The organism is Hoylesella buccalis ATCC 35310 (assembly GCF_025151385.1).
GTDB classification, from domain to species: domain Bacteria; phylum Bacteroidota; class Bacteroidia; order Bacteroidales; family Bacteroidaceae; genus Prevotella; species Prevotella buccalis.
Genome location: NZ_CP102287.1, coordinates 1,390,246 through 1,404,549, shown reverse-complemented (window position 1 = coordinate 1,404,549; position 14,304 = coordinate 1,390,246). Strand labels below are relative to the sequence as shown.

The window sequence follows — 14,304 nt, the reverse complement described above, 5'->3', positions numbered from 1 at the left end:
TTCTTGCTACAAAAAGGAATCAGCATACTCCGATCTTTGGACGCATAAAAAAAATGTCATTATGGAACAGCAGAAAGTAAATATCACATCTTCGATGAAGAAAAAAGGATATAGCTCCTCCTCTCATTACCGCATAAGTTCGGTGGTTGATGAAAGTGAGCAAGTGTTGGCAACTAAGTTTGTGCAGTGGGAAGTTGAACCGTTGGAGAGCCTTTGTAATAGCAAGGTGTATCTTCTCCGTGTGAAACTCAATCGTGGTGAGCGAATGAGCCGTGAGGAAAAGAATTGGCTTGCCGAAGCGGTGAACACAAACACCTACTTCCGTACAGCCGTACCCCTTATGGGTTATCGGTTTGACTTTATGGACGTATTGAAGAAGTATTTGGTCAATCAATACGGACATTGGGCAGAGTATTACGCACCCGACCGCACCAGCCTAAGAGCCTATTTGTATGGTAGTGTCAATCAAATAGTAGAAATCCCCAAACATTAAACGACTATGAAAGGAACAGAACATTTTACGCGAGCAATAGCCGAGTATCTCAATCAGCGTGCAGCGACAGACCATTTGTTTGCACCCAACTTGATGAAGCCTAACAAGAGCATCGAGGAGTGTGTAACCTACATCTTGAACCAAGTGCAGGCGAATGGCTGCAATGGCTTTGAGGACGATGAAATCTACTCAATGGCGGTACACTACTATGACGAGGATGAAATTGAAGTAGGAAAGGAAATCACTTGCAGAGTGGCAGTAAATCATATTGTGGAACTCACAGAGGAGGAGAAAGCCGAAGCAAGGCAAGAAGCCATCAAGCAGTACCAACGTGAGGAACTTGCCAAGATACAGAGCCGTAACGCACGAGTGAAGAAAACCGAAAGCGCAGCACCCCAAACACAACCGTCACTATTTGATTTTTAAGCCTATGAAACCAAGAAACAAATATGAGAAGGCAGTCCTTGCCGAGAGTAAGCACCTTCGCCCGATAACCAAGACACAGAGCAAATGGGCATTCCGTGAATGTATAGACCATTTCGCCTACCGACTGCCCAAAGGTCGCACAACGTGTATGGATTGTGGGCATAGTTGGACAATAGAAAAGCCTACGGACACTTGCATCTGCCCCCATTGCGGGGCAAGGTTGCAGGTCAAGGAAACCTTTGAACGCAAGATTAGGCAGAAGCAGTACTTTACAATACTTACCACTTGCGGAGAATACCAAATACTAAGAATGTTCCTCCTTTCTGTGGAAATGGAGAAAGGTTGCAAGGCATCTTCATATACCTTTGAAATCGGTCAGTATTGGTGGAACGCACAAGGAAGAAAAACGATTATTGCCGTTCAACGAACATTAGGCAGATACATTGACACCTTTTCTTTCTGTTCGCCAATGGCAGTACGCAACGACAACGAAGCCTACCGCCATATATCGTACTCACCGATATATCCCAAGTTCAAGGTTACGGACACACTCCGCAGAAATGGTTTTGAGGGAAACTTCCACAATATAGTGCCTACCGAACTTATACCGGCACTGCTTTCCGATAGCCGTGTGGAAACCTTGTTGAAGTCGGGGCAAATCCCGCTACTCAAATTCTTCATGCACAATGGTCGAAGAAGCATTGATAGCTATTGGGCATCTATCCGCATCTGTTTGCGAAACGGCTACCATATAGAGGACGGAAGTCTATGGTGTGATATGGTGGATATGCTCAATCAATTAGGCAAGGATATTCACAATGCCAAGTATGTTTGCCCCACCGACCTAAGAGCAGCGCACGACCATTACCAAGCCAAGAGCAGAGCGATGAAAGAGCGTGAGAACATTATCAAGAAGCGTAAGGAAGCAATAGAAGCCGAACAAGAGTACAAGCAACTCAAAGCAAAATTCTTTGGCATAGAGTTTACTGACGGCATTATCCGTATCCACGTTTTGGAGAGTGTGCAAGAGCATTTAGAGGAAGGCACGGCAATGCACCATTGCGTATATGACGCACACTATTACAGCAAACCGCAGTCGCTTATCTTCTCTGCCACAAAGGACGGAGAGCGCATCGAAACCATTGAGGTATCATTGGAAACGATGAAAGTGGTACAAAGTCGTGGAGTGTGCAACAAGAACACCGAGTATCACGAACAGATACTCGCCTTGATGCAGAAGAATATGAGAATGATAGCACAGAGAGCAACCGCATAACAATCCTATAATAACAACGATTATGGCGACATACAAGACAATAGAGAAAATTCCAACGTGGAGTTTAGGCTACCTTATCAATGGAGATAGTACAGGACTGACAGACGAAGAAATCGCACTCGCAGACCAATGGAGTAAGGACACCAAAGCGGAGGTTATATCGCCCCACACAGACATAGAGGGGAATATGCAACCTTATTTTACCCACGTTCCAGCCTTTGGACTACCAACCGAAGTAGAGGACTGCACCCTTATTTGCAGAGAGTAAATAAAAACATCAACCTATAAACGACAACAATATGAAAGTACAAGTAGAAGGCATTATTCATAATTTTTCGAGCAAAGCTCTCAACAACTCGTGGGCAGATGAAATACCCATCATCATCGTGAGAGTTATCAATGCCATAAGCATAGCCGAGAACAAGGAGGAGTTGCAGACCGCACTCCTCCAAATCTCCCAAGAAACGGAACTTGACAAGTTTTTTGTCTATGGTTACGGTGCACATCATTTTTGGCTAACCCACCGTTGGCTATCGAATGGTGAACCAATGGAACACAGATTACTAATCGCTGAGTTTTGAAAATATGGAAAGGAAAGTTTACAGAGTATGCACCCAATACGTTTTTGAAGGTGTGTTTGAGGTTGTAGCCACAGACCGAGAAGAAGCCGAGCGCAAAATCCTTGAAGATTGTGGAATGGTGATGGGCAGAGGAATACACAGCACACTACCCGATGAACAAATCAACTGGGCTTTTAATACCCACCCCGAAGAGCGGATAATTGAAACAACCGAAAATCTCTAACACAATGAGCCACGCAACCTTAAAAAATTGCGTGGCTTCTTTTCTTTTTCTTTGAACGAGCAGGCGACCAAAGAAAAGAAGCAAAAGAAAGTCGCAATAATTGCATTATAATTTAATTACATACAAAAAGTCTGACAATTTCCATTTTTTGCAAAGTTACTCAATCATAACGAAGAAGGCGACTAAAACGACAAGAAAACGCCCCTTACGGAGCATAAAAATGTCGCAAGGGGTGTATTTGATAATCAGGGTATGTAAAACAGGGCAAACTCCACCTTTCGTCGTTTGACAAGTCCTCGTAGCACCTTTCCTTTGTATCGGCAGAAAGAGACAAATTCACGATAATAGTTCCTGTCGCCCAACTCTATCTTTCGTATTAGTCGGCTTTTGGGATGATTACCATAACCGATCAAACGACCTACTCCTACATTGTAGGCAAGCAAAGTAAGTAGTAGTGCATCCTTACCATATCCTTTGAAGTGTTCAAAGCATTTCCAAAGATCGGCACGCAGGAGAGAGTCTGCCTGCCGCTCTGACATATTAGGAGAAAAATGCTCGTGTGGCTGCAACCGATGACCGTATCCTACATAGGGATAACAATCCTTTCTATGTAGTCCCTCGAAGTATTTTACGACCACTACGACACGCTCAAAAGGTGATAAGTCTGCCAATCGCACCCCACGCTGAGCCGGGAGTGATTGACAGAACAAACATATTATACAGAATAAAGCAAAGCGTTTAGCTGTTCGCATCGTTCAAGGCTTTGGTTACTACTGCGCCGGACTTTCCTTTGTCCTCCGCCTTCTCATTGTTGAAGTTGAACGACAGTTTGGCGATTTGCTTGAAGTTGTCCTCCACATACACATCAATGGTTTGTCGGTCTGTCGAAGCGGAGGTGTAGTAGAGTCGAAACACATCTTTTGTGAGTGGATAGCGGTCGTTGGGCTTAAAGACTAATCCATTATCCATTCTTAGCGTTCCTTTCCCGTCCAGCTGGAAATATCTGATGGTGTAGCGAGTGTCGGCAAAGTAGCCTTCACGTTTGAGTGTACACCTGATTTCTGCCGTCTGTCCCTTGACGATGTTCTTCTGAACGGGCATCGTCTCGACAGTGAACGGGTAAGACTGCTGAACATCCAACTCCCTATCACAAGCAGATAAACAAAACACGGCAAGGGCAAGTACTCCCATTACCCATATACTATTAAAAATTTTCTTTTTCATTGTTCCCTACATTTATAGATTAAACCTGATTCCTGCCGATACAGCAGGGCGAAAATGATGAACATCCGTACCAAAGAGTATGCGTCCCTGTCCTTTGAGTAGCAACAGCACATTGTCCGATAAGAAACATTCTATGGATAGATGCACCGCTCCACCATAGACGAAGTGAGAGTCATCGAGTAGTTTTGCGCCATCAAGAAGTAGTTTCTTATCTTCGTTAAGTTCCTCATAGCCACCCAAAGCGGATATTCCAGCATAGGCAAATACATTTTTACCATTGTCAGAAACAATAGGCTGCATATAACCCAAATGCACGAAGGCATCTTTGAGTTTCACATCATAGCTGCGATACGGCATATTTTGTTGCTCATATTCTACCGTAAGAAATGAATAATTCTCACGCTTCAGATAGCGAGTGAGCAAAATACCTATGCCAAAATTGTCTTTGGCAAACAAATTCTCGCCTTTGATAATTGGCACGTTACCTACTATTTCCAAGCCTTTTTGCTTTGGAATCAGCCGTTGTGCCTGTGTGGGCAGCGCAATGGCCACCGCACACATAAGAAGGAAAAGATACTTCTTCATTACCATTTAAGTTTGAGGTTATCAATCTTCTGAGCCAAAAGTAAATCTTGCGGCTCGACATAGAAGGTAAGCGTTCGTCCACCATTATGCTCATAAAGCGTCACTTCAAGCTGTTTATCCTCTGATAGTGAGAACTGTTCCAAGGCAAACACTGAACTTTCGGTGTGCTTTCCCTTGATATAGTTCACCTGATGATAGGCACGGAGTGGTTGTTGCACTCTCTCCTGAATGGCAGTGCGTTTAGCTACTTTCTTATCCACAACCTTGAAGGTGATAAAGTCCACCGAATACGGCATGTTGGTCATATTGTCTATTCGGGTATGAAAATATAGCAAGCCATTGTGCGCATACAATCCCCTAAGCAGGAATTTCATACCGAACATTTGGGCGCCGATATGCCTAAATACACGTTTATCATTTTGATAAATGGTCTTCATCATCAGCTTGACGAGTACGGGCGACTCGTTGCCGAGTTCCTTGAAGTAGATGTCCGCACGATTGCTCGGCAAACGTCCCTCGACGGGCGACAGAAAGTCCTTCATCTCCACGCTCAGCTTCTCTGGCTCATCGGCATACTTCACGTTAAAAGCGTAGAATGAGCCGTCCTCGCAAATCACGCTCATGTTGGTCTCCGTCTCAAAATCCTTGACGGCAGCCTTCACACGCAGCACGTTCTCCGCATCCTCCGCCTTGCCGGCAATGATGTTCTGTGAACCCAAATCCACATAGCGGACAGGCGCAGGGAAAATCAGATGCACCGTCTTTTCAAAAGTAACCTCCAAGCCGTAAGGCAGGACGATGCGTCCGTTTGGGATTGCCTTGCTCATCCCTTGAAAGAGTTCTCCCGATGAGAGCGGATGGTCGGGCGTGAGCGTTGAAGTCGTTGTCTGTGCAGTGGCTGACGCTCCCATCGTGGCAAGCAGGACAGCCGAAAAAATCCATTTTTTCATTGTTGTTATTATTTTGTTATTGCTATTTTTATTGATTGATATGCTTATTTTGACTGAACCAAGAACATGCGGTAGCCGCCTTTAAGTGTTACCTTGACGGTGCGGAGTTTCTTTTGGAGCAGCTGGCTTGCGCCCTGCATCACCCCACGTGCCGCCTCCGAGATAATCTGGTCTTTGGCGGAGGAAGCAAAAGTGAAGGAAGTCCCCATCGAACCACCGATGTTCGCACCCACCTCTTTGAGGGCGTTGATGTCCTCCGAACCGGGAATGAACACACCCTCCTGTCCGTCGGTGTCGTATGCCGAGAGCTTCACGGCAATAATCCGTCCCTTTACTTCAATGCTCTTAACGAGCAGGTGCAGACGGTTGCCCTCAATCTTAGCCCTCGCAATGAGTCGGCTTTGGCGGGGAATGCGCAAGCCCTGCACTTGGGCAGTTTCGAGCATGCGCAACGCCACATTATCGCCCTCCTTGAGTGTCGCTGTCCTGTCCACCACCACGCTGAGCGTGTTGCGGGACACGGCAGCAACCGCACTCGTGAGCGAATGAAAGCCCATATTGCGTGGCTTCGTGCCGTATTGCTGAACAAAGTCGGCATCTGTCATCGGCTGGTCGAGCGAAGACACCACCTGCTTACGTTCTGCCAATACCTCCATTGCAGGAAGAGAACCGGCTACCGATACTTGTTTTGTTGCCGATGTTTCCAAAACTCCCTTTTCCTTTGCGGGTGTAAAAGCGTTGGCAGCATTGGTAGTTGAAGAAGATTGTGGCAGATACTTCGCCGCCATTTGGTAACTCTTTTCCATCAGAGCGAGCTGTCGCTTCTCCTCCGCATCCTCATTCTCATTCTTTGATGCCAATTCCTTTTTGAGGTTGTCCAACTCCGAGCGCAGTGCCTCACGCTCCTGCTCGTGCGGATCGGGTGCATAAAAAGAGTTCAACAGGCGGTTGTTCTCCTCATAGCGGTGCATTGAGCTTTCAATCTTTGCCGTCGAAGCGGCTGTTTCCGCACGCTCGCTTTCCGAGGGGGCGGTATTACTATCAAAGTAATCCGAAAGCCTGCCCATCTCCTCGCGTGTCTGTTCGTCCTGACGGCTCTTGTCGCCCAATTCGTAGGCTTTGAGTTTGTTGCCCGTCAGCTGTTCGGTGGTCGCCTGCGGTATGCTGTCGTTCAGTCCCTGCTGCGCCGCACTCTTCTCCTTGCCCGACGGGGCAAATATGAACCACATCGAGAGGGCGAAAAGCAATCCCAGCCCACCGAAGACCAGTCCTTTCTTGAGATATTCTTTCTGTTTATTATCCATTTTCATTACTATTAGTTGAATATTGTTGATAAAGTCGTATAAATACGCTATCTGTATGGATGTCGCTGTCTATTATCGTTCCCTTGGGGATAGGTAGTCTTTCCTCCTTATCGTGCGGCAGGAAAAACTGCGCTATCATCACTAAAGAACAGACGAGATAGACAAAACTTAATCCGAATACAATCAGCTTGCGCTGCTTTGCCGTGAGCCTGTCGCACCGATGGCGAAGCCACAAGTGCGCCCTCAAATAGTGCCGTGCGAATGAAAATCCCCTTGTTCTTTTCATCGTGCTATCGTTTATAGGTTTGGAGGTCTTGATTCTGTCGCACCATAAACTGCTCCATGAGGAAGCCCTGCGGATTGTTGTCCGAGCGGACGGAGTTCTGCAAGGTGCAGGTCGTAATCAGGTTACGCTCCGTGATGTTACTCGGTCGCACGATGAACTGACGGGCGTAGGTCGTTACCTCGTAGGGATAGACCTCAAAGTTGCAGCGGATAGAGTCCACCTCGATACGCTGATTGACATTGCCCGAAATGGCACGGTTGTAATAACCCTTTTCCGCCAAGTCCTTGTAATAATTGAAAGCCGACTTGTCACACAGCACAAAGGCACGCTCCATGTTCTTCTCGATGGCATCCTTATCGGGCGCGATGGTGAAGAACAGTTCATGGAAACGACGGACGTGTTCCCTCGCTTCCACAGGTCGGTTCTTGCTTGCATCCTGACTCAGTGCGAGCATCAAGGACTTTCCTTGGTCAAGCACATAGATTTTCTCCCTCTGCTCTTTGGCAAAGCCATACGAGGCATAGACGGCATAGCCGCTGACCGCCACGCAGACGATGGCAAAGACAAAGGCATAGAGCCTGATCTGACGGAATGAGGTCTCGATATTGGTGAGTGATTTGAATTCCATTGTTTTTTACGTTTTTTGTTATTTACCTTTGAGTAATGCACCCTTGATACGTCCGATGGCATTGCCTGCAACGGCTCCGGCTCCACCTGCCAAATACTTGCCTCCGGTGTATGCGCCCTGCGCTCCACGCTGAGCCGTCTGGTTGACGTTGCGACCGTAAGAGCCGATGCCACCACCAGCCTCAATAATCCAGCCTGCTACCGTAGGCACACAGAAGTAGCCCACGATACCGATGAGGAAGAAGACAATGTGATACCAACTGCCCGCATCGGGGAGAAAATTCGGGTCGCTAAGGGTTTCAATATCTTTCTGCACCATCAGCACTTGTATCTTTGTCAGAAGGGCGGTCAAGATGCTGCTCACCGGTAACCATAGATACACCGATATATAGCGAGAAAACCAAGCCGTCATCGACCCCGACAGTCCGTCCCATACGGCAATGCCGAAAACGACGGGTCCAAGAATGGAGAGCACAATCAGAATGAAAGTGCGCAGCGTGTCAATAATCAATCCCGCAGCGTGGAAGAGTATTTCCATGATGTCGTGAACACACTTTAAAATCCATTGTTTCATTTGGTAGGCAGAGCGTTCCGCATACATTCCCGCAATGGTTATGGCATCCTCCGGACCGACGATGCCCATCTCTTCAATCTTTTGGTCAAAGGCTTCATTCGATACCAAAAATGCCGTTTCGGGGTTGCGCAGATAGGCTTCCTCCTGCAACTTATCCCTTTGTGCTATAAGTTTGGCAAGTGTCCCCTCCTGCTTGTCCACCATCATTTCCGTACCCTTGACGATTGGGGAGAGTACGCCATTCATTGTGCCAAGCACTATCGTAGGGAAAAACATAATGCAAAAACCAATCACAAAGGGACGTAGGAGCGGAAACACGTCGATTGCCTCGGCACGGGCAAGCGAAGCCCATACCCTCAGTGCGATATAGAAGAGCGCACCCAAGCCCGCAATCCCCTTTGCCACACCTGTCATATCCGAACAAAGCGGCATCATCTCGTCATAGGTCGAGCGGAGCAAATCGTGTAAACTGGCAAAATCCATAAGTTTGTCCTTTCCTTACTTGATTACCAATAGCGGCTTGCCGTATTACCGTAGAGGGATTTTACCTCGCTCAGTTCTCCCTTCTCTCTGGCACGCACGAAGCTCACCGATATGTTCTTACGGGTATAGTAAGATACCAGCGAACGATATTCACGCAGCGTGGTATAGATATGGTCTATCTGCTGCATACGTTCGTGGTCGTTCATCGAGAACACATTGCTTTTGGCAACCGATTTGAGTTCTTTCAGGCTCTCGCCGCTCAATTCCAATAACTTGGTATAGCCGGAAGCCATTGCAGCAAGTTCCGAAGGACGGAAGTTCTTGTCTGAAAGCATCTTCTTGTACGAGGTAACGTAAATCTCCGAGATGTCGCCCACCATCAGGATACATTCTTTTACTTTATAGGCATCACCGATTAAGTTCTTGATCTTACGCAAATCGTCGTAATACTTCTTCGTGTCGTTGTAGAGTTTCTCTACCTCTTTGAAGCCGTCCAAGGTGTTCTTCACCGTCTTCGAGGCGGTGGCGATTTCCTTGACGGAATTGGCGATGTTACCCGCAAAGTTGCCCGGGTCGGTTACTACCCATTGTGCGTGTGCCTGACCACCGCAGAATAAAGTCAAAGCGGTAAGTAGCATAAAAACTTGTTTTTTCATTGTTGTTGTCATATTTAAGTTGTTGAAAAATTACTTTCTTTTCTCCCGTTTTTCACTTGCCAACTGCCTGATAGCCGTTTCGATGTCGCCACCCAGCTGTTCCGCACGTTGCATCACCTCCACCTTTTCCGTCTCCTCGGTGGTATAGGTAAGGTATTCCTCCATGCTCACCTCCGTGGCATAGACGGCACTCTGCATACCGCCTAAACCTATCCACACCTCTTTATATAGTCGGTTGGTATCGTTGTTCTGGTTGATGGAAAGTATCTGACTCTTCTCCTTTTCGGAGAGTCCGAGCATGGCTTGTATGCCGTCAAACTTGGTCATGTACTTGCGCTGGTCAAGCAGGATTTTGCAGTCGGAGTTGTTGATGATACTCTCTTTGACAATGGGCGACTGAATGATGTCGTCCACCTCCTGTGTCACGACGATGGCTTCCCCGAAATACTTTCTGACCGTCTTATATAAATATTTTATATAGTCTGCCATATTAGCGGATGCAATCGCCTTCCATGCTTCCTCGATGAGAATCATCTTGCGGATGCCTTTTAATCGGCGCATCTTGTTAATGAAAGCTTCCATGATGATAATCGTTACGACAGGAAACAAATCCTTGTTGTCCTTCACTTGGTCGATTTCAAAGACGATGAAACGTTTCGAGAGCAGGTCGATGTTCTTGTCCGAGTTCAGCAGGAAGTCATACCTGCCACCTTTATAATACTGCTTGAGTGTCGTTAGGAGGTTATTGATATTGAAGTCAGAGAGCGTTACCTTAATGTCCCGATGCTCCATATCCTCCCGATACACATCACGAAGATACTCATAGAAGGTGTTGAAGCAGGGAACGATGGTGTGATCCGTCCTGATAAGTTCGATGTAGGTGTTGACGGCAGAACCAAGTTCGCCTGCTTCTGTCTTGGTAATATGTTCATCGGCACTCTTCCAAAGCGTAAGCAATAAGGTGCAGATACTTTCTCTTTTCTCCACGTCAAAGAAGTAATCATCGGTGAAGAAAGGATTAAAAGAGATAGGATGCTCATCGGTATAGGTGAAATAAACACCGTCCTCGCCCTTGGTCTTGCGGTGGATAAGCTCGCACAAGCCTTGATAGCTGTTACCCGTATCGACCAAAAGCACGTGCGCCCCTTGCTCGTAATACTGGCGTACCATGTGGTTGGTAAAGAAAGACTTGCCACTACCTGAAGGACCGAGAATGAACTTGTTGCGGTTGGTAATGATACCTTTCTTCATCGGCAGGTCGGAAATGTCCAAGTGGATTGGCTTGCCCGAAAGTCGGTCAGCCATTTTGATGCCGAAGGGAGAGAGCGAGTCCTTGTAGTTGGTCTCTGCCGTGAAGAAACAGAGAGCCGGCTCGATAAAGGTATAGAAACTCTCCTCACTTGGAAAGTCGGCGGCATTGCCGGGAATACCCGCCCAATAGAGGGTAGCCGTATCAACGGTGTTGTGGCGTGGCTTGCACTCCATCAGTGCCAACGCGCTGCCCACATCGTTCTTGATGTTACGGAGTTCTTCCTTGTCATCGCTCCATGCCAGCACGTTGAAGTGGGCACGAATGGAGGTCAAGCCCTGTGAGTGGGCGACGTTGAGATACTCTTGTATCCACTCTTCGTTAATCTGATTGCTTCTGCTGTATCTTGCAAGCGAGTGCATGTTGCGTGCCTGCTTCTCAAACCTTTGCAGGTTATCGTCGCTATCCTCGATGAAGATGTACTGATTATAGATATGGTTGCAGGGCAGCATCAAACCTACGGGAGCGGCAAAGGAAAGTCGGCAGTCGCTGCGGTCGGTCGATAGTCGTTCATAGCGTGTGTCGGTGGAAACACTTGTGGGCAGGTCGTCCGTATCTGACAGCGTATGCAGGCAAAGGCGGTTGTCCCCCACACGCACAAGGTCTGCTCCTAATCGTATGTCTTCCAAAGAGGCGTGTCCCTCTTCAGAAAGGGAGAAGTAGCGGTCTAAGAGTCCGCTTTTCTCAGCTGTACCCACCAAACCCTCCTCCGTCATACGGCTGAGCTGGATTTGCTCCGTGTCGTTGATGATACGCTCGAACTGGTCCACCGCTTCCATAAACTTGATCACTTCCTCCTTGTCGGTAATCTCCTTGGGAAGTAAGTGTCCACGGCAGAGCGACGAGAAGTTGCTCTGTCGCTGCATACGCTGCTTGTTGGTCTTTGTCAGGAAGAGATAGACCGAATGGTGCAGGTAGGGTCGCTCGTTGAAATGTCGCTCAGACGCACGGGACAGGAAGCTCAGTCCTATCTCTGTGGATTTGGGCTGATAGCATTCTTTGATAAACCAGTCCTGCTTATGCACGATGGTATAGTTGGGCAGCACCTTGATTGCCTTGTGCCATGCGGAGTGCATCGCCTCATATTCGGCGGAGGTGACGGTGAAGAGTTCGGGCAGCTCCACACGGAAAGCCACCGAGATGTCGGCATCCTTGCTCACCATACAACCCTGCTCGATGGAGAGTAGCGGGAACTTCGCTTCCAAGGTCGTGATTTTACTGTTGTTTCTCATTATGCCTTGCGTTTTGGTTTGAGGTTACGAATCAGGTGAAAGACGGTACGGCGGTTCAATAGGTAGCGAGGGTGCATCTTAATGGCTCCCTGCTTCATCAGTCCGTATCTGCCGTACTTGCGGTTCATGGCGAACGTTTGCCACACAACGAGTGTTGCACCCACTAAGCCAAGACCAAGGCAGACCAACTGGTCAATGCCGCAGAGATAGAGCACCACCACGAGAAAGAAGACCGCCAACAGTCCTCCCGCAAATAGGAAGAGATATTGCGCCTTCAAACCCTTGAACTCTACCGTCCGACCTACACCTTTATTGATTTCCCACTGTGCCATCGTTTACAGGAAGAAGGAACGTAAGATGGTGGCAGCCACAATCAGGAAGATACACGCACCGAACCAAGAAGCGGCTGTCTTGCTCGTATCGGGGTCGCCACTTGAGAACTTGTTGTATACTTTTATTCCTCCGATAAGACCCACTACGGCACCGATGGCATAGATGAGTTTTGTACCCGGGTCGAAGTAGGAGGTTACCATTTTTGTGGCTTCGTTGATACCTGCCATACCGTTTCCCTGTGCGTACGCTGCTGCGGTGGTCAGTGCCGTCAGGAGCAGCATCATTGTGATTTTTTTGTTGTTCATTTTGCTGTTTATTTTAAGTTGTTAAACGAATTGTCTTCTTGTGGAGGTGTCAGGGGTGGCTCGGTTTTATCGTATGATAGATATTGGCTGATTATTTTACTTTTGAGCCACCCCTGCATTCCTCCGAAATATGAAAATCAAGAAACCATTTTTACAGATAATAGGACAGCGGTCTGTCGTCCGCCGTGTTTTCTTTGTCGTCTCCTCTTTCGTCCGCTTCGGACTCGGAAGAGGATGCTGTTTCTTTTTCCTGCTGTTCCGCCTCCTCAGCTTTGCGAATGGCGGCAAGAAGTCGTTGATGGTCGTGTTCTTGCTTGAGCGTGCTCTCTTTGAGGTGTTCCATCAACTCCGTGCCTCGTATGGCTTGAAGGGTCTCATGGATGGTTTCCTCATTTTCTGTCTGAAGCGCATCGTCATTCTTGTGCCAGCCACTGACACGGGCGATGTCCCGTGAGAGGATTGAAGTCGGTGAAACTTCGGGCATGGCTTCATCGGCAATCAGCAGGTCTTCCTTTAAAATGGAATCCTCGTCAGGTTCGTCCATTGTGTAGGCGACCTGCATTTCATTGTCCTTCTCCCGTTCGTCGGTATGCTCCGATGGCGATTGAGGTGGGATTGGCGACTCCGTTTCATCTTCTTTGCGTACATTTTGCGCTGCAAAGGTATCGGGATTATCGGCTGAATTTTCAGACGGGGAAACGGCGGGAACTTCGGGGACAGACGGGGAAACGAAGGGTTTACTTCTGCCCACCAGAACATGGCGAGCTTGTGCTATCTGCTCATTTGTTACGGCAGGTCGCTTTTTGGCTTTTTCTGCCGGTTGTGGTGCTGTGTGTCGGAATATTCTCCAAAGGTATGCGATGCCCAAAAGCATCCATACAATTCCAAGCAGCAACAAGATATTCATAAGTAATTCCATCATCATAAGTTTATGGTTTTATTGCGCCTGCGCTGTGAGGCGGTGTGGTTCAACATATCCTGATAGGTCTTCAGGTGGTCAAGAAGAATGTTTTCTATATATCCTGTAATGGAAGCCTCCGAGCGAAGGTCGCTCAACACATCACGCAGAATTTGCAGGATTTCGGTGTGAATGCTGAAACCTGACTTGTTGCGCCCGTTGCGCACACTTGTGAGAAAACGCTGCTCGTATTCTGCAAAGTCCATTGGCATGGAAGGAGTAGTTATACCTTTGCCTGCTTTCTTGCGTTTAGGAGATAGAGCAATCAATTCGGTAGAAACCTCGTTGGTCTTTTCCTCTTTTTCCACACCCCCAGAGACTGGGGCTTCCGAAATGATCTCTTCGTCCAAGTCGATAGGCTCATCAAAATCAGGAGTGTTTTCTGCCGTGCGTTTCTTGACACCAATATCCGCCATCTCCTTCATTTTTTTCTGAAGCAGCTGTTCTCGTTGTTCCTTTAATGAACTCATACACTATCC

General features: G+C 47.6%; 20 protein-coding genes. 6 read left to right on the top strand and 14 right to left on the bottom strand.

The annotated features are described in order from the left end of the window. The first annotated feature begins 61 nt into the window (after positions 1–61). From NQ518_RS05930 to NQ518_RS05905, 6 genes are read left to right on the top strand one after another with little or no spacing between them, the layout of a single operon-like run. The gene (locus tag NQ518_RS05930; RefSeq protein WP_004338373.1) at positions 62–493 is read left to right on the top strand and encodes a hypothetical protein; all 432 of its coding nucleotides are present in this window, start codon (positions 62–64) and stop codon (positions 491–493) included. A 6-nt stretch (positions 494–499) separates the two neighbouring features. Next, the gene (locus NQ518_RS05925; RefSeq protein ID WP_036927959.1) at positions 500–919 is read left to right on the top strand and encodes a PcfK-like family protein; all 420 of its coding nucleotides are present in this window, start codon (positions 500–502) and stop codon (positions 917–919) included. 4 nt (positions 920–923) lie between these two features. Continuing rightward, entirely contained in the window at positions 924–2,195 is a 1,272-nt protein-coding gene (locus NQ518_RS05920) for a PcfJ domain-containing protein (RefSeq protein WP_036869724.1), read from the top strand. A 22-nt stretch (positions 2,196–2,217) separates the two neighbouring features. Then, a complete protein-coding gene (locus tag NQ518_RS05915; RefSeq protein ID WP_004338370.1) occupies positions 2,218–2,463 on the top strand; it encodes a DUF6926 domain-containing protein in 246 nt (81 codons plus the stop codon). Between the two features lie 31 nt (positions 2,464–2,494). Next, positions 2,495–2,776 carry a hypothetical protein gene (locus tag NQ518_RS05910; protein WP_021668301.1) on the top strand — a complete coding sequence of 94 codons (282 nt, stop codon included), beginning with the start codon at positions 2,495–2,497 and terminating at the stop codon, positions 2,774–2,776. Between the two features lie 4 nt (positions 2,777–2,780). Further along, positions 2,781–2,999, top strand: a complete 219-nt coding sequence (locus tag NQ518_RS05905; RefSeq protein ID WP_021668302.1) for a hypothetical protein — start codon at positions 2,781–2,783, stop codon at positions 2,997–2,999. Positions 3,000–3,244: 245 nt separating this feature from the next. Here the strand turns inward: NQ518_RS05905 and NQ518_RS05900 are convergent, their stop codons facing one another. The 14 genes from NQ518_RS05900 to NQ518_RS05835 form a co-directional block, all read right to left on the bottom strand. Beyond that, positions 3,245–3,751, bottom strand: a complete 507-nt coding sequence (locus tag NQ518_RS05900; RefSeq protein WP_021668738.1) for a glycoside hydrolase family protein — start codon at positions 3,749–3,751, stop codon at positions 3,245–3,247. Beyond that, complete coding sequence (locus NQ518_RS05895; RefSeq protein ID WP_025064881.1) at positions 3,738–4,223, bottom strand: DUF3872 domain-containing protein; 486 nt, start codon at positions 4,221–4,223, stop codon at positions 3,738–3,740. Before NQ518_RS05895 ends, NQ518_RS05900 begins: the two co-directional genes overlap by 14 nt. Positions 4,224–4,235: 12 nt before the next feature. Further along, positions 4,236–4,814 (bottom strand): conjugal transfer protein TraO, encoded by a 579-nt coding sequence (locus NQ518_RS05890; protein ID WP_004339670.1) that lies wholly within the window; start codon positions 4,812–4,814, stop codon positions 4,236–4,238. Next, entirely contained in the window at positions 4,808–5,758 is a 951-nt protein-coding gene (gene traN / locus NQ518_RS05885) for a conjugative transposon protein TraN (RefSeq protein WP_036886690.1), read from the bottom strand. Before traN ends, NQ518_RS05890 begins: the two co-directional genes overlap by 7 nt. A 44-nt stretch (positions 5,759–5,802) precedes the next feature. Further along, entirely contained in the window at positions 5,803–7,062 is a 1,260-nt protein-coding gene (gene traM, locus NQ518_RS05880; protein ID WP_036886724.1) for a conjugative transposon protein TraM, read from the bottom strand. Continuing rightward, a complete protein-coding gene (locus NQ518_RS05875; protein WP_024992812.1) occupies positions 7,055–7,348 on the bottom strand; it encodes a hypothetical protein in 294 nt (97 codons plus the stop codon). The genes traM and NQ518_RS05875 overlap by 8 nt, the downstream gene beginning before the upstream one ends. 4 nt (positions 7,349–7,352) lie before the next feature. Then, positions 7,353–7,976, bottom strand: coding sequence for a conjugative transposon protein TraK (gene traK, locus NQ518_RS05870; RefSeq protein WP_036895233.1), 624 nt, complete (start codon positions 7,974–7,976; stop codon positions 7,353–7,355). Positions 7,977–7,994: 18 nt separating this feature from the next. Then, on the bottom strand, positions 7,995–9,032 hold the full coding sequence (gene traJ / locus NQ518_RS05865) for a conjugative transposon protein TraJ (RefSeq protein ID WP_008448442.1): 1,038 nt from the start codon (positions 9,030–9,032) through the stop codon (positions 7,995–7,997). Positions 9,033–9,055: 23 nt separating this feature from the next. Then, positions 9,056–9,688, bottom strand: a complete 633-nt coding sequence (locus tag NQ518_RS05860) for a DUF4141 domain-containing protein (protein WP_036886686.1) — start codon at positions 9,686–9,688, stop codon at positions 9,056–9,058. Between the two features lie 30 nt (positions 9,689–9,718). Further along, a complete protein-coding gene (locus tag NQ518_RS05855; protein WP_025064685.1) occupies positions 9,719–12,229 on the bottom strand; it encodes a TraG family conjugative transposon ATPase in 2,511 nt (836 codons plus the stop codon). Then, on the bottom strand, positions 12,229–12,561 hold the full coding sequence (locus NQ518_RS05850) for a DUF4133 domain-containing protein (RefSeq protein WP_025064686.1): 333 nt from the start codon (positions 12,559–12,561) through the stop codon (positions 12,229–12,231). Before NQ518_RS05850 ends, NQ518_RS05855 begins: the two co-directional genes overlap by 1 nt. Positions 12,562–12,564: 3 nt before the next feature. Continuing rightward, positions 12,565–12,867: a DUF4134 domain-containing protein gene (locus tag NQ518_RS05845; protein WP_008448479.1), complete on the bottom strand. Its 303-nt coding sequence runs from the start codon at positions 12,865–12,867 to the stop codon at positions 12,565–12,567. 151 nt (positions 12,868–13,018) lie between these two features. Continuing rightward, complete coding sequence (locus tag NQ518_RS05840) at positions 13,019–13,789, bottom strand: hypothetical protein (protein WP_025064687.1); 771 nt, start codon at positions 13,787–13,789, stop codon at positions 13,019–13,021. Continuing rightward, on the bottom strand, positions 13,789–14,295 hold the full coding sequence (locus NQ518_RS05835; RefSeq protein ID WP_021668235.1) for a DUF3408 domain-containing protein: 507 nt from the start codon (positions 14,293–14,295) through the stop codon (positions 13,789–13,791). Before NQ518_RS05835 ends, NQ518_RS05840 begins: the two co-directional genes overlap by 1 nt. Positions 14,296–14,304: the final 9 nt, after the last annotated feature.